Raw genomic sequence first — 13,926 nt, forward strand, 5'->3', positions numbered from 1 at the left:
TGAGCCCCCAGGGGAGCGCCCTGGACCTTGCCGCGAGCGCTGCTCCCGCGTCGACCTGGATGAACTTCGCACCTGTGATCCACCGTACCTTTCCCGATCGTGACGGTTGCGTCCGGCGCGCGTGATCGCTCCTGCGTGAGGCGGAATGCGACGCCGTCGTCGATGGGATTCGGACGCCGGCAACAGACACGAGGCGTGCGGCGGAGGCGCGCCGACGCGGCGGCGACCATTCGACGTCCTATCGGTCGAGGTCCTCGCGCGCGACGATGGGGGTGCGGAGCATCCCAAGTGAGGAGATCTCGGTCTCCACGACATCCCCGGGCTTGAGGTAACGGGGAGGTGTTTGCCCGAGGCCGACCCCGCCGGGCGTGCCGGTGGCGATGACGTCTCCAGGCAGCAGGGTCACGGTGTCGGTGATGTAGACGATGATGTCCTCGATCTTGTGGATGAGGTCCCGGGTGTTGGCCCGCTGCATCACCTCGCCGTTGACCCGGGTCTGAACCTCGAGGTCGTAGACGTCACCAATCTCGTTCGGTCGGAACAGCGCCGGGCCGATGGGCCCGCTCCGGTCGGCGTTCTTGCCCAAGGTGAACTGAGGGGTGGCGAGCTGCTTGTTCCGGGCGCTCAGGTCGTTGAACACGCAGTAGCCCATGACGTGGTCGAGCGCGGTCTCCTTATCGGCCAACCACACGGTGTCCTTGATGACCACGGCCAGCTCGACTTCCCAGTCCAGCCCCTCCTCGCGCGGCGGCACCGGCACCGGCGTGCCGTCCGTCACCAGGCTCTGCTGCCACCGGCCGAAGACCATGGGGAACTTCGGGATGTCGAAGCCGGTCGCGTCCCTGGCTTCGTCCGCGTGCGAGTGGTAGTTGATCCCGACGCAGAAGATGCGCGACGTCTCGGGGACGAAGGGCACCTCGGTCAGCTCGGCGCGTGCGAGACCTCCGTTCTCCCGAACCGCCGTCGTTGCCCGTCCCGAGTAGAAGTCGGTGACCGACCCCACCGGGTAGACGCGGTCCTCCTCGAGCTCGCCGATGAACCTGACATCATTCTGTTGGTAGCCGATCAGGGGCATTCCAGTCTCCGTTCTCATTGTGTGCGGGGAAGTGTCACGCCCCGGGGACCGCTCGCTGCGGTGTTGTGCGTCAGTGGGCTACGGCCGCGGCACCACGTGTGCCGCTCGGCCTCAGGACGCGCCGGCCACCGCCCTACGGGTTCGGACGAGCGGGGGGAGGGCGGCGAGAAGGCCGACGACGACGGCCGCGAGCCCCGCCAGCACCGGGCGGCCAGACCACGGCAGCTCGTACTGCGCGTCGAGCGCTATGGCTCCTGGGCCCGTGAAGGCGATCGTCGCAAGCACCAGGGCGATGAAGTGGGGATACTCCCCGCCACCAGCCGCGTTCCAGAACTTGCCGCTGGCGGTGATGAGGGAGCCGCCGGCCACCACCATCGTCCCGAGGCCGATTGCAACGCCGAGAGGGACCAGGAATCCCAGCAAGAGGCTGACCGCTGCGGCCATCTCGCACATGGCGGCCAGGTAGACCATCCGCCGACCGGGCCGTTGGCCCAGCTTCTCGAACAGCGCAGCGGACGCCTCGAGACCTGCACCGGAGAACCAGCCGAGAAGCTTTTGGGTGGAGTGAGCGAACAGGATGAAGGCCAACCCGATGCGGATAACCAGCAGTCCCAGATCAACCGATGTGCTGTCCATGGTGCCTCAGTTCGTGGTGACCGGGCTTGGGACCGCAGAGGGGAGCGGCGCCAAGGGCGTGTGGTGCTCGACCCACTCGATCGGCGGCAGCGGGCCCCACTGGTTGACGACCTTCCAGTTCGACAGATTCTCCCCCGGGTCACACACACGAGGCTCCATATCCTCGTCGTGGATGATTTCCATCTCGGCGATGCACTCGAGAAGAAAGTCGGCAGAGTTCTTGAAGTAGAGGAAGAGGTTGTCACCGGCCCCGTGGCGCCCGGGGCCCCAGATGAGTCGTCGGCTCTCGGGGATCAACGCGTCGGCGAGGCCCTTGAAGTCCTGGAAGCTGTTGAACTCCCAGCTGGTGTGGTGCAGACCGCCCGCAGCGGACTTGACGACGGCAACGGTGTGGTGGCGCCCGTCCGCCGCGCGCATCCAGGCGATCTCGTATCCCGTTGTGCGCTCAGTGAGCAGGAAACCGCAGGAGAGGTTCATCTCCCGCGCCCACTTCTCCGGGTCAGCTGCGGTGAAGTTGACGTGGTCCAGCCCCTTGGGACGAAGGCCGGGGCCGGCGTATCGCGCCTCCCTGTCGTTGGGCATGGGCGTGTGCACCTCGAACACGTGGCCCTCCGATGTCGCGAAGGTCACGGACTTCTCGATGACGTCTAGGGACGGGGTGGTGCTCAGCACGGCCAGGCCCGCGTCGCGGCAACGCTCGTGCACCTCGTCGACCGCAGACGCGCTCACCGCCTCCAGCCCGCAGACGGCCTGGAGGTTGTCAGTGCCCTTGCGAATGATGTACTCGGCGTGTCTCCGGTTCGACGACATGAAGATCGTGTCGCCGTCCCGACGCACCACCCGTGCGCCGATGCTGTTCGCGGTGTCCGCGGCGAGTCGCTCGGGGTCAACCGCGGTCACTGCCATGTACCCCAACCGCTGAACTAATGGCCTCATCGCATTCTCCTCATTGAGATCGCTGCGCTCATTCACCCGGCGAACGAGGACTACCCACCCTCGACACCCTCTGCGGCCTATTCAACCCATTGAACCTTGTGATTGTCAACACTCCCGGACGACGATCGGACGCGTCCTTCCGAGCCGGACGATCCTGCCGACCGCCCGTGCGCAGTATCACCGAGCAGGACCAGCGGGCTGGCCGGCGTCGATCCGGCCGCTCACACACCGACGCCGAGATGTTGAGCCAACACCTCCGGGCGTTGCCGCAGCTCGTCGGTGGTCCCGGCCCAGGCGATGGTGCCGTCACCGCCGAGGATCGCGGCCCGAGAACCAAGATCCAGTGCCAGGTCGACGTTCTGCTCCGCCACCAGGACCGACAGCCCGGTGCTGCTCAGCTCGGCCAGCCGGTCGCGGATGGTGTCGAGAACAGCGGGTGCGAGACCTTCCGACGGCTCGTCCATGACCAGCATCCTGGGGTTTGTCATCAGCGCCCTGCCGATGGCCAGCATCTGCTGCTCCCCGCCGGAGAGGGCCCCGGCGAGGGAGGCCGAGCGGTCGGCCAGCCGAGGGAAGAAGTCGTAGACCCGTTTCACGGTCCACCCCTTGTCCTTAGCGGTCGCCACCACCTTGAGGTTCTCTTCCACGGTGAGGCTGCCGAACACCCGCCGTCCCTGAGGCACCAGGCCCATGCCGGCACGGGCGATGCGATGACTGGACCATCCCGTGATGTCCTCACCGTCGAGCTTGACCCGGCCCTGGGTGAGCAGCGGCGGCGTGAGGCCGCACACCGCCCGGACGAGCGTGGTCTTGCCCATCCCGTTGCGTCCCAGCAAGGAGACCGTCTCCCCGGCCCCCACGTGCAGCTCGACCCCGCGGAGCACGCCAGCGGTCGCGTAGGAGACGTGCACATCTTCGATGGACAGCATTAGGCCACGCTCCTTCCGAGATAGATCTCGCGCACGGTCCGGTCCGCCCTGATCTCCTGAGGTGTGCCGAGAATGACGGGCCTGCCGTTGTCCATGCACAGGACACGGTCCGTCAGCTCCAGGGCCAAGGACATGTCGTGCTCGATCAGGAGCATCGACAGCTCGCGCGGCAACCCTTCCAGCAGTTCGCGAAGCACCACACGCTCCGCTGCCGAGAGGCCGGCGGCCGGCTCGTCGAGCAGGAGGAGGGTCGGGCGCCTCACCAGGGCCATGGCAATCTCGAGCTGGCGCTGTTCGCCGTGGGAAAGGTCTGCCACGGTGTGCGATGCCCGGGCTTCGAGCCCGACCTTCGCGAGGATCTCCAGCGAGCTGGTGGTGACGTCGTCATCCGGGCGCTGGGGGCGCCAGAAGCGCCTGCTGGCGGGCGTGCCTGCCTGGGCGGCGACCCGGACGTTGTCCAGCACGGAGAGCTCTGCCAGCAGGTTCGAGACCTGGAAGGTGCGGCCCAGGCCCGTGCGGGCCCGACGGAAGGCGGGAACCGTCGTGACGTCCTCGCCGAAGATGTGCACGCTCCCGGTGGTGGGCCGCACATCACCGGCGATGATCTTGAACAGCGTCGTCTTGCCCGCGCCGTTGGGACCGATCACCGCCATGCGCTGCCCCGGCTCCAGGTCGAAGCTGACGCCGGCCACGGCGGTCACCCCGCCGTACCGCTTCGTGACCTCGTCGAGCTGGAGGGTGGGGGCGGTGGCCCCGGGCGTACCCGGGGCCACCGTACCTACTGTCGGATCCTGGCTCATCAGCCCTGGAAGTCCCTGCTGTAGTTGGGGCCCTCGAGGTACTTCTTGGGGTCCCAGGTCCAGAACTGGCTGACCTCGTCGTAGGTCTCGATGGGCACGTTCCACCACGTGCCGTCTTCCCGCTGCACGACTTCACGGATGGAGACCGGCGCGGTCATGTTGTTGTACTCGTCGTACGAGATTTTGCCGTAGATGCTGTCCTCGAAGGTGAGCCCCTTTGCTGCCGCGATGAGCTCCTCACCGGTGAAGTCACTGCCGAGGTTCTCGAGCGCCCGGGCCAGCACGGCCGCGGTCCCCCAGCCCCCTGCGTCGTTGAGGGACGGCAGCCGGCCGTAGGCCTTCTCGTAGGCGTCGGTGAACTCCTTCACGGCTGGGTTGTCGGCTCCCTCGGTGAAGTAGCTGACGGAGTTCACGCCCTCCACCTCGGCGCCCATCGTGCGCAGGGTCGACTGGTCCACAACGCAGCAGTTGGTCAGCACGGCCTGCTTGCCCTTGAGCCCGAACGAGTTGAAGGTCTTGAAGATGTTCGGACCATCCGCCCCACCAGCGGCGCCGATGAAGGCGATGTCGGCGCCGGCGTTCTGGATCTGCGTGATATAGGTGCTGAAGTCCTGCGTGCCGAGCGGGTACCAGATCCGCTCGACGACCTCTCCGCCGGACTCCGTGAACACCCGGGAGAATCCGCCGCAGCTCTCCCATCCGAACGCGTAGTCAGGGCACAGCGTCACAGCGGTGCGGTGCCCCTGCTTGTAGGCCCAGTCCCCGGCCGGGAAGTTCATCTGCGACCCGGTCATGGCACTTGACCGGAGTGTCAGGTCGTTCCGCAGCCGTTGGGTGATGTCGTCAGCCGCACTGATGGGGTGCAGGTTCGGCACGCCCACCTCGGCCGTGTAGGCCGACACGGCGAGGGCCGTGTTCGCCAGCAGCGGGCCGACGATGAGGTCGACGTTCTCCTGCTCGACCAGGCGCTTGGCCTTGGTCAGGGAGGTGTCGGGGTTGCCGGCGTCGTCCTCCACGATCGTCTTGACCGTCAGGTCGCCGACCTTGTTGCCGTTCAACTTCCAGTAGAGGTCCCAGCCCTCCTGCATCTCCTTGCCCGCGACGGCGACGACACCGGTCAGCGGGGCGATGAAGCCGACGCTGACCTCACCGTCGGAGGCGATGGCGTCTTGCTCGCCCTCGCCCGGGGCGCAGGCTGCCGCCAGGACCAGAGCGGTGGTCGCGAGGCTTGCGACCAGCAGGCCACGTCGTCGTCTCAAGCTGCTCATCGGTCGTGTCCAATCTTTTGAGGGTGAGGAGGGGGTGTCACAGCTGCGGCCGGCGAGGCGGGGTCGACCGACTCGAGCTCCGGTGGCGAGACGGATCGCCGCGCACGTCGACGGAAGACCAATTCACGCGCTCCGCCGACGATGCCTTGGGGTGCGAAGACAATTACGAGGATGAAGGCCAGGCCGAGGAGGGTGGGCCATCGTTCGACCGAGCTGCTCAGGACGTTCTCGATCCACATGACCACGGCCGCACCCACCAGAGGGCCGAACGTCGTGCCGACGCCGCCGAGGATCACGATCACCACGATCAGGGCTGAGCGGCCGAACCCGGCGGAGGTAGGGCTGATGAACTGGCTGTGCCAGACGGCGAGCAGCCCGGCGATGCCGGCGACCGAGCCGGAGATCATCATCCCGCCGAGCTTGTAGCGGCTGATCTGGTAGCCGAGGCTCAGCATGCGGCTCTCGCTGTCCCGGATGCCGCGTAACGAAGTGCCGTAGGGGGATCGGGCCACGACCCACAGCGCAACCGTGCACGCCACGAAGGCCGCCAGGCAGAGGAAGTAGAACTGCCAGTACTCGGAGATGAAGCCGGGACGGCGGATCCCGCTGAGCCCGTTCTCGCCGCCGGTGATGCTTGCCAACCGGAAGGTCAGGCCGAAGACCACCATTCCCAGTGCCAGCGTCACCATGATGAAGAAGATCCCGCTGGTGCGCATCGCCATCAGCCCGAAGACCAGGGAGACGCCGAGGGTGAGCACCGCAGCCATGCCGATGGCCCCGAGCACCGACCATCCGGCGTGAATCGCCCAGGCGTACCCATAGCTTGATGCCGCGGCAATGCCGGCGTGGCCAATCGACAGCAGACCACCGTGGCCCGCCAGCAGGTTGACGCTCGCCGCGAGGATCGCCGAGATGAGGATCAGGGAGGCGAGGGACGTGTAGAAGCTCGTCACCGTGTAGGGCACCATGACCCCCAGCGCCAGGCCGAGGAGTATCGCCGCGATCTTCCATGTGCGCCGTGTTCTCATGCCGTCCTCCCGAACAAGCCGGTGGGTCGCAGGACCAGCACCAGCGCCATCGGCGCGAAGATCGTGAAATAGGAAAGGTCGGGTATCCAGGCCTTCGAGAAGGCGTCGATCAGGCCGATGAGCACCGCACCGACTGCCGCGCCCTTGATGCTGCCCAGGCCGCCGATGATCACCACCACCAGCGCGTAGAGCAGGATCTCGTTCTCGACCCCCGGACGCAGGCTCACCAAGCCGCTGCCGATGACGCCGGCCAGCGCAGCCAGCCCGGTGCCGAACACGAACATCCCGGTGAACACCCGCTGGATGTTGATGCCCATCGCGGCCACCATCTCCCGGTCATCCACGCCTGCGCGGACGATCGCCCCGGTTCTGGTGAAGCGCTGCATGAGGTAGAGGCCGATACCAACGATCAGCGTCACCACGATGATCAGAAGTCGGTACACCGGGTAGCTGGAACCGCCCAGCTGAACACTCCCGGCGATCGCTCCTGGGAGGGGCAATATGTGGGGGTCGCCACCGAAGATCGCCAGAGACATGTCGGCGACCACGAAGCTCACCCCCACTGTCAGCAGCACCTCAGGCAGCTCCTGGCCGCGGATCCTGCGGAGCAGGATTCGCTCGACGCCCAGGCCGAGGACGGCGACGGCGACGGCGCCGACGACGATGGCCAGGAGCAGGTTGCCCGTGGCCCTCATCGTCACGACCCCGACATAGCCGCCGAGCAGGTAGAAGGCGCCGTGCGCAAGGTTGACGATCCTCATGAGGCCGAACACCAGCGTGAACCCGCTCGAGACGAGAAACAGCAGCGCCCCGAAGCTGAGGCCGTTGAGCATTTGCTGTAGGACGAACAAATCGCCTACCTCCCAATGTGGGGAACGAGCGCCATCGCTCATTCCGGAGATCTAAGCAATCGATTGCGGGTGTCGTCAAGCATCCATGACGGATATCGATCCGAACGGGTCACAACCGATCGGGCTATATCGGGCAGATCGACAGTTCCTGGGACTTCGCCATGCGTTCCGGCCCCGGAGAGGCAGCCCTGAAAGGACACCGTCCGGGCCCTGCCGCACCGGCCACGCGGGACCGGACGCCGGCGGCCGCCGGCAGGGTCAGCTCGGAGCCACGGCGACCGCGGCGATCTCCAGACGCAGACGCGGGTCTGTCGCCAGCGAGACCACCTCGACGGACGTCGAGGTGGGCACGTGGCCACCGAACCACTGCCCCTGGTAACGGTTGACGATGTCCTGGTCCTCGCGGACGTTCGTGAAGAAGCGGCTGAGCGACACGACGTGCTCTCGGCCGCACCCGGACGCTCGGAGCGCCTGGTCCAGATGCTCGAAGAGCAGCTCGACCTGGCTTTCCATGTCCAGTGCAATGCTGTCGAAGGTCTCGGGCTTGTGCGGGTGGTCATGATACGGCGGCGCGGCGGTCACGCCGGAGATGAACACCGGGACGCCGGCCGCGATACGGATCGCCGGGACGTAAGGACTGAAGATCGTCGAGTCGTAGCCTTCGTGGTGCACGACGTCGAGCTTCCGCCTACCAGCTTCCTGCTCGGAGATGGTCATGTGCTTCGCCCTCCATTGGACAAACCCTTGCGTTGGCACGCTAGCAGCCCCTCGGGGCTAGTCGCGTAGGTTCAATAGATTGATCTGTGTCGTGTCCAAACCGAGACCCTTCAGACGGCGCCGCCGGCTCACCACCCCGATGGCTACCGTGCCGACGCGCGTGCCAGGGCGTCCGTCGAGGCGGGAGCCAGGTCGGCGAACGCTCCGGACGCGTGGGTGACCCGCCCGCCGAGCACGGTCAGGTCGCTGCGGATGTTCCGCAGGTCTGGGGCCTCACACTCGAAGGGGTCCGCGGTGGGGACGCACAGGTCCGCGTCGTACCCGGGGGCCAGCCGCCCGCGGTGCCCCTCCTCCTCGGTGAACCAGGCCGCATCGCGCGTGTAGCTGGCGAGGGCCTCGGCCACGGTCAGGCGGTGCTCGGCACCGCGGGGCGGTACGCCGTCGACGGACTCGCCGGTCACCAGCCACCAGATCGACGCCCATGGGGCGTACCAGTTGGCGCGCGTGGCGTCCGAGCCACCACCGACGGGGATGCCGCGCTCACGCATCCGGCCGATCGGTGGCGTCCCCGCGAGGGACTCCTCGCCCCACTCCTGCCGGTAGTCGGTGGCCTTGAGCATCATGCGGTTCTGCACCATGACCCCGGCCTCCAGCCGGGACAGCCGGTCGAGGTTGGCCTCGCTCGCCTGGTCCGCGTGGACGATCGAGAAGCGCCTGCCGCGCACGAGCCCGGTCTCGGCCTCCACCTGTTCCCAGGCATCGATGATCCGGGTGAGCGTGCTGTCCAGCACCGCGTGGACCGACATCCGCCAACCGGCGTGCACGCACGTCCGCACCACCTCGACGAGGCCCTCGTAGGCCTCGTCGGTCAGGGCGAAAGGATCCAGCCCCTCCATGTCGTGGCAGCCCAGATGAGGGATCTCGCCCACGCCGGCGACCCTGAGGAGCTCGTCGCCGAAGTCGGGCCGGGCGACCTGGGTCAGCGCGGCGATGTCGCCCACCTCGTCGCCGCGCGTCCACGCGGACATGAACAGGCGCACGCGCATGTCCAGGTTCGCACCGCGCCACAGGTCGTAGAGCGGCCGGTAGTCGCCGGGGGTGATGAGCAGGCCGCCGCCGTCGTCGACCCCCGTCAGCCCGTGGGCCGCGAAGTCACGGAACATCTGGCGCGTGCCCGCCCGGGCGTCCTCCGGCGTGGTGGCCAGGGCCTGAGCGATGGGGCGGCCAAATGCGCCCACACCGAAGATCTCGCCGGTCAGCCGGCCCTCGACGTCCCGGCCGAGGGTGCCGCGGTCGGGCTCGGCCGAGGTGTCGTCCCAGCCGCACGCCCGCAGCGCGGCGCTGTTGAGCGTGCCCCGGTCATACAGCTCCTGGACGTAGACCGGGTGATCCGGCGCCACCTCGTCGAGCTCGGCGCGGGTGGGGCCGCGCCCCTCGGCCAGCTGCCGTGAGTGCCACCCACCGACCACCGAGATCCAGGTGCCCGGCGGTGTGGCCGCCGCCCGTTCCTCGATCTGCTGCAGCCCCTGGGTCAGGCTGCGCAGGTCCTCCCAGTGCAGCGAGCGGTTCCAGCTCACTCCGGCGCGCACCGCGTGCATGTGGGAGTCGATGAGGCCGGGCACCACGCGCCGTCCCCCGAGGTCCACGACGTCGGCGGCGCCTGCGAAGGCACGGACCTCCTCGTCCGTACCGACCGCAGCGATCTTGCCGCCCCGCACCGCCAGCGCGCTGGCCTCCTGAGGGACACCGGCCAGATCCTCACATCCCGTCCAGATCCGTCCGTTGCGGAACACGATCTCAGCTTGCTGCACGATGCTCTCCTCACCAGTTGGTGGCGATGTACTTGGACTCGGTGTACTCCAGGAGCCCCTCGTGCCCGCCCTCGCGGCCGAGCCCGGACTGCTTGACGCCCCCGAAGGGCGCGGCCGGGTCGGAGACCACGCCGCGGTTGAGGCCGACCATCCCGGACTCGAGGGCCTCGCTGACCCGCAGCCCCCGGGCCAGGTCGCGCGAGAAGACGTAGGCGACGAGGCCGTACTCGGTGGCGTTGGCCAGGGTGACGGCCTCCTCGTCGGTGTCGAAGACGACGACCGGTGCGACGGGGCCGAAGATCTCCTCGGCCAGGATCTGCGACCCGGGCGTGACGCCGGTGAGCACGGTCGGGGCGTAGAAGTAGCCCGGTTGGTCGAGGGCGTAGCCGCCCGTGGCCACGGCGGCCCCTCGGTCGCGCGCATCGGCCACGAGCTCCGTGACCTTGTCCACCGCCGCCTGGTTGACCAGGGGGCCGACGTCGGTGCCCCGGTCGGACCCGGGCCCCACGGACAGCCCCGCCATGGCGGCGGCCAGCCGCTCGGCGAACTCCGCGGCGATCGAGCGGTGCACATACAGCCGGTTGGCCGCCGTGCAGGCCTCGCCGCCGTTGCGCATCTTGGCGACCATGGCGCCCTCGACGGCCACGTCGAGATCGGCGTCGTCCAGGACGATGAACGGGGCGTTGCCCCCGAGCTCCATCGAGCAGGAGATGACCTGGTCGGCCGCCTCGTGCAGCAGGGCGCGCCCCACCTCGGTCGAACCGGTGAAAGACAGCTTGCGCACACGGGAGTCCCGGAGCACCGCGCGGGCCACCTCGCCGGAGCGGCGCGAGGGCAGGATGTTGACGACCCCGGCGGGCACGCCGGCCTCGGCCAGGATCGCGCCGACGGCCAGGGCGGTCAGCGGCGTCTCGGAGGCGGGCTTGAGGATCACCGTGCAGCCGGCGGCCAGCGCCGGCCCGATCTTGCGGGTGGCCATCGCGGCGGGGAAGTTCCACGGCGTGATGAGCAGCGCGATGCCGATCGGTTGGCGCACCACCATGATCCGGTTCGTGCCGGCCGGCGCGGTGCGGATCTCGCCGGTGATGCGCACGGCCTCCTCGGCGTACCAGCGGAAGAACTCCGCCGCGTAGCGGACCTCGCCGAGCGCGTCGGGGAAGGACTTCCCGTTCTCGCGCACGATGAGCTCGGCGAGCAGCTCCTCGCGCTCGCTCATCAGCTCGAAGGCGCGCGTGAGCACCCGGGACCGTTGCCTCGGGGCCGTGGTCGCCCAGCCCGCGGCGGCGGCGTCGGCGGCGTCGACGCACCGCAGGCCGTCCTCGACGGTGCCGTTCGCCACCGACCCGATCGGTTGTGCGGTCGCCGGGTCGATGACTTCGAAGCGGCCGCCGTCCCCTGCCGCGGTCCAGTCCCCGCCGATAAGCAGGTCGCTGGGGACCGACAGGCCGTCGACGACGTCGAGGGAGGTGCTCTGTACCGTCATGGTTCTCCTCGCTGACAGGTGCCGCCGGTGGCGCCTGGCGGCACCAATGGCGGCGTGCGGGCTAGTACGGGTTGGTGACGAAGAGCTCGTCCGCGGGGAACAGGGTGATCACCTTCGGCCCGTCCTTGGTGACCACGATCTCCTCCTCGATGCGCGCGGCAGAGAACCCGTCCGAGGCCGGGCAGTACGTCTCCAGGGCGAAGACCATGCCCTCCTTGATCTCGATGGGGTTCTCCAGCGAGACGAGGCGCGAGATGATCGGCCGCTCGTGGAGCCCGAGCCCGAGGCCGTGCCCGAACTGCAGCCCGAACGCCGCCATCTCCGAGTCGAAGCCGAACTCCTCGGCCTTGGGCCACACCCGGGCCACCTGGTCGGTGGTCACGCCCGGCCTGATCATCGCGATCGACGCGTCGATCCACTCCCGCGCCTTGGTGTACGCGTCCCGCTGTGACTGCGTCGCCCGTCCCACCACGAACGTGCGGTAGTAGCAGGTCCGGTACCCCATGTAGGACTGGATGATGTCGAAGAACGCCTGGTCACCCGGCCGGATGAGGCGGTCGGAGAAGTTGTGCGGGTGCGGGTTGCACCGTTCGCCCGAGACCGCGTTGATCGCCTCGACGTCGTCCGACCCCATGTCGTAGAGCTGCTTGTTGGCGATGGCCACCAGCTCGTTCTCCCGGATCCCGGGCTTGAGCGCCTCGGTGAGGGTCTGGTACACCCCGTCGACCATGGCCGCCGCGGTCGTCAGCAGCGCCACCTCGTCCGCCGACTTGATCTCCCGGGCGTCGAGCATGACCTGCTGCCCGTCCCGCACGTCGAGCCCGACGCGTTGCAGCTCGAGGACCATCGGCAGCTCGGAGATGTCCACCCCGAGGGGCATCCCCGCCACCCCCGCACGGCGTAGCTCGTCCTGGATCTCCGCCACCGCCGACCTGATCAGCCCGGCGTCCGGGTGCACCGCGCCGCGCAGCCCGAGCATCCCCGCCCGCGAGTTCCCCGGACGCAGCCAGGGCGCGTAGATCTCATGGTGCTTCGCGGCCGAGCCGAAGTCCCACACGATGGGCTCCTGCCCCCGCATCAGCAGCGCGTACCGGGCCACCTTGTCCCGGGCCCACTCCCCGATCATCGTCGAGGTCATGTACCGGATGTTGTTCACGTCGAAGACCAGCAGCGCACCGAGGTCCGACGCCTCGAGCGCGGCCCGTGCACGAGCCAGCCGGTAGTCCCGGAGCCGGTCGAAGTTGACCCGCTCCTCGAAGTCCACCGCCATGCGCCCCGGCGACGGCGTCAGGCTCGTCCCGCGAGCCGTCGTCGTGGTCAGTGTCATCTCCACCATGTCGATTCCTCCTTCGCGTCCGATCGACGCCTCGTCACTGCAGGCCCTCGCCGACCTCGACGTCCTCCGGGACGAGCTCCAGTCCGGACGCGCGCGCCTGCAGCTCCAGCAGCACCGCGAAGTCCTCGGTCGTGTGGCCCTCGCCGACCGCGCCGCTGACCAGCTGATGGACCAGGCCCGCCACCGGCATGGGGACCTCCAGGCGCCGCCCCGCGGCCAGGCCCAGGTCGAAGTCCTTGCGCAGGAGCACGGGCGTGAAGGTTGGCGTCAGGTCGAGGTTCACGAACGCCGGTGTCTTGTACCGGGTGAAGGTCGAGCCCATCACCGAGTCGTTGAGGAAGGCCAGGAAGTCGTTGCGGGAGATGCCGCCCTTCTCGGCCAGCACGGTGATCTCCGCCATCGACTGCGTCACCACGCCCAGGAAGAGGTTGTGGCAGATCTTCACCAGCCGCGCCCGCTCCCCCTCCCCCACGTACGTCACGGCGCGGGCGATGGCCTCGAGCTGCTCCACCACCGCGTCGTGAACCTCCCGCGGCCCGGACGTCACCATGGTCAGCTTGCCCGCGTCGATCACCTTCGCGTTGCCCGAGACCGGCGCCGCCAGAAGCTTCACGCCCTTCGCGCCGACGGCCTCACGGACCCGCTCGCCGTCGATCACGTCCGCCGTCGTCGAGTCCACCACGATCGGTGGAACGGTCTCGCCGGTGAGCAGGCCGCCCTCGCCGAACAGCACGTGCTCCAGATCCTTCGCGGTCGAGACCATCGTGTAGACGACGTCGCGGTCCGCCAGCTCCGCGGGGCTGTCCACCACCGTCGCACCGAGCGGCTCCAGCACCTCCGCCTTCGCACGCGTGCGGTTGTACACGGCGACGTCGTAGCCCGCGCTCAGCAGCCGCGCCGCCATGGACGCCCCCATGCGCCCGGCGCCGATCCAACCGATCCGGGGCCGGCCTGTCTGCTCCGACATGAATTGCTCCTTTGCAATCGTTTGCCTAAATGACAACGATCGCCATCATGCCAAAGCCTGGCAGCGGATGCAATGCTTTGCGGTGGGAT

13 protein-coding genes are annotated in these 13,926 nt (G+C 68.4%); all 13 read right to left on the minus strand.

Annotated features, from left to right (window positions below; translation table 11 throughout):
* Positions 1-238: 238 nt before the first annotated feature.
* The 13 genes from EJK16_RS11495 to EJK16_RS11555 all read right to left on the minus strand — a co-directional run bounded on the left by EJK16_RS11495 (position 239) and on the right by EJK16_RS11555 (position 13,873).
* Entirely contained in the window at positions 239-1,075 is an 837-nt protein-coding gene (locus EJK16_RS11495) for a fumarylacetoacetate hydrolase family protein (protein WP_127129431.1), read from the minus strand.
* A 111-nt stretch (positions 1,076-1,186) separates the two neighbouring features.
* Entirely contained in the window at positions 1,187-1,711 is a 525-nt protein-coding gene (locus EJK16_RS11500; RefSeq protein ID WP_127129433.1) for a DoxX family protein, read from the minus strand.
* Positions 1,712-1,717: 6 nt separating this feature from the next.
* The gene (locus EJK16_RS11505) at positions 1,718-2,617 is read right to left on the minus strand and encodes a hypothetical protein (protein ID WP_164737307.1); all 900 of its coding nucleotides are present in this window, start codon (positions 2,615-2,617) and stop codon (positions 1,718-1,720) included.
* 251 nt (positions 2,618-2,868) lie between these two features.
* Complete coding sequence (locus EJK16_RS11510; protein ID WP_127129437.1) at positions 2,869-3,576, minus strand: ABC transporter ATP-binding protein; 708 nt, start codon at positions 3,574-3,576, stop codon at positions 2,869-2,871.
* Positions 3,576-4,376: an ABC transporter ATP-binding protein gene (locus EJK16_RS11515; protein ID WP_127129853.1), complete on the minus strand. Its 801-nt coding sequence runs from the start codon at positions 4,374-4,376 to the stop codon at positions 3,576-3,578. Before EJK16_RS11515 ends, EJK16_RS11510 begins: the two co-directional genes overlap by 1 nt.
* A complete protein-coding gene (locus EJK16_RS11520) occupies positions 4,376-5,644 on the minus strand; it encodes an ABC transporter substrate-binding protein (RefSeq protein WP_127129439.1) in 1,269 nt (422 codons plus the stop codon). The genes EJK16_RS11515 and EJK16_RS11520 overlap by 1 nt, the downstream gene beginning before the upstream one ends.
* Positions 5,641-6,612: a branched-chain amino acid ABC transporter permease gene (locus EJK16_RS11525; protein WP_164737309.1), complete on the minus strand. Its 972-nt coding sequence runs from the start codon at positions 6,610-6,612 to the stop codon at positions 5,641-5,643. Before EJK16_RS11525 ends, EJK16_RS11520 begins: the two co-directional genes overlap by 4 nt.
* A 56-nt stretch (positions 6,613-6,668) precedes the next feature.
* Positions 6,669-7,505 carry a branched-chain amino acid ABC transporter permease gene (locus tag EJK16_RS11530; RefSeq protein WP_164737310.1) on the minus strand — a complete coding sequence of 279 codons (837 nt, stop codon included), beginning with the start codon at positions 7,503-7,505 and terminating at the stop codon, positions 6,669-6,671.
* Positions 7,506-7,781: 276 nt separating this feature from the next.
* Positions 7,782-8,240, minus strand: a complete 459-nt coding sequence (locus EJK16_RS11535; RefSeq protein ID WP_127129444.1) for a RidA family protein — start codon at positions 8,238-8,240, stop codon at positions 7,782-7,784.
* Positions 8,241-8,383: 143 nt separating this feature from the next.
* Positions 8,384-10,051 (minus strand): amidohydrolase, encoded by a 1,668-nt coding sequence (locus EJK16_RS11540; protein WP_164737311.1) that lies wholly within the window; start codon positions 10,049-10,051, stop codon positions 8,384-8,386.
* Between the two features lie 10 nt (positions 10,052-10,061).
* Entirely contained in the window at positions 10,062-11,534 is a 1,473-nt protein-coding gene (locus EJK16_RS11545) for an NAD-dependent succinate-semialdehyde dehydrogenase (protein WP_127129448.1), read from the minus strand.
* A gap of 61 nt (positions 11,535-11,595) precedes the next feature.
* The gene (locus EJK16_RS11550; protein WP_127129450.1) at positions 11,596-12,870 is read right to left on the minus strand and encodes a Xaa-Pro peptidase family protein; all 1,275 of its coding nucleotides are present in this window, start codon (positions 12,868-12,870) and stop codon (positions 11,596-11,598) included.
* 34 nt (positions 12,871-12,904) lie between these two features.
* On the minus strand, positions 12,905-13,873 hold the full coding sequence (locus tag EJK16_RS11555; protein ID WP_255411492.1) for an NAD(P)-dependent oxidoreductase: 969 nt from the start codon (positions 13,871-13,873) through the stop codon (positions 12,905-12,907).
* Positions 13,874-13,926 lie beyond the last annotated feature (53 nt).

The sequence above is a fragment of the Georgenia sp. SYP-B2076 genome (genome assembly GCF_003991205.1).
GTDB lineage: Bacteria > Actinomycetota > Actinomycetes > Actinomycetales > Actinomycetaceae > Georgenia.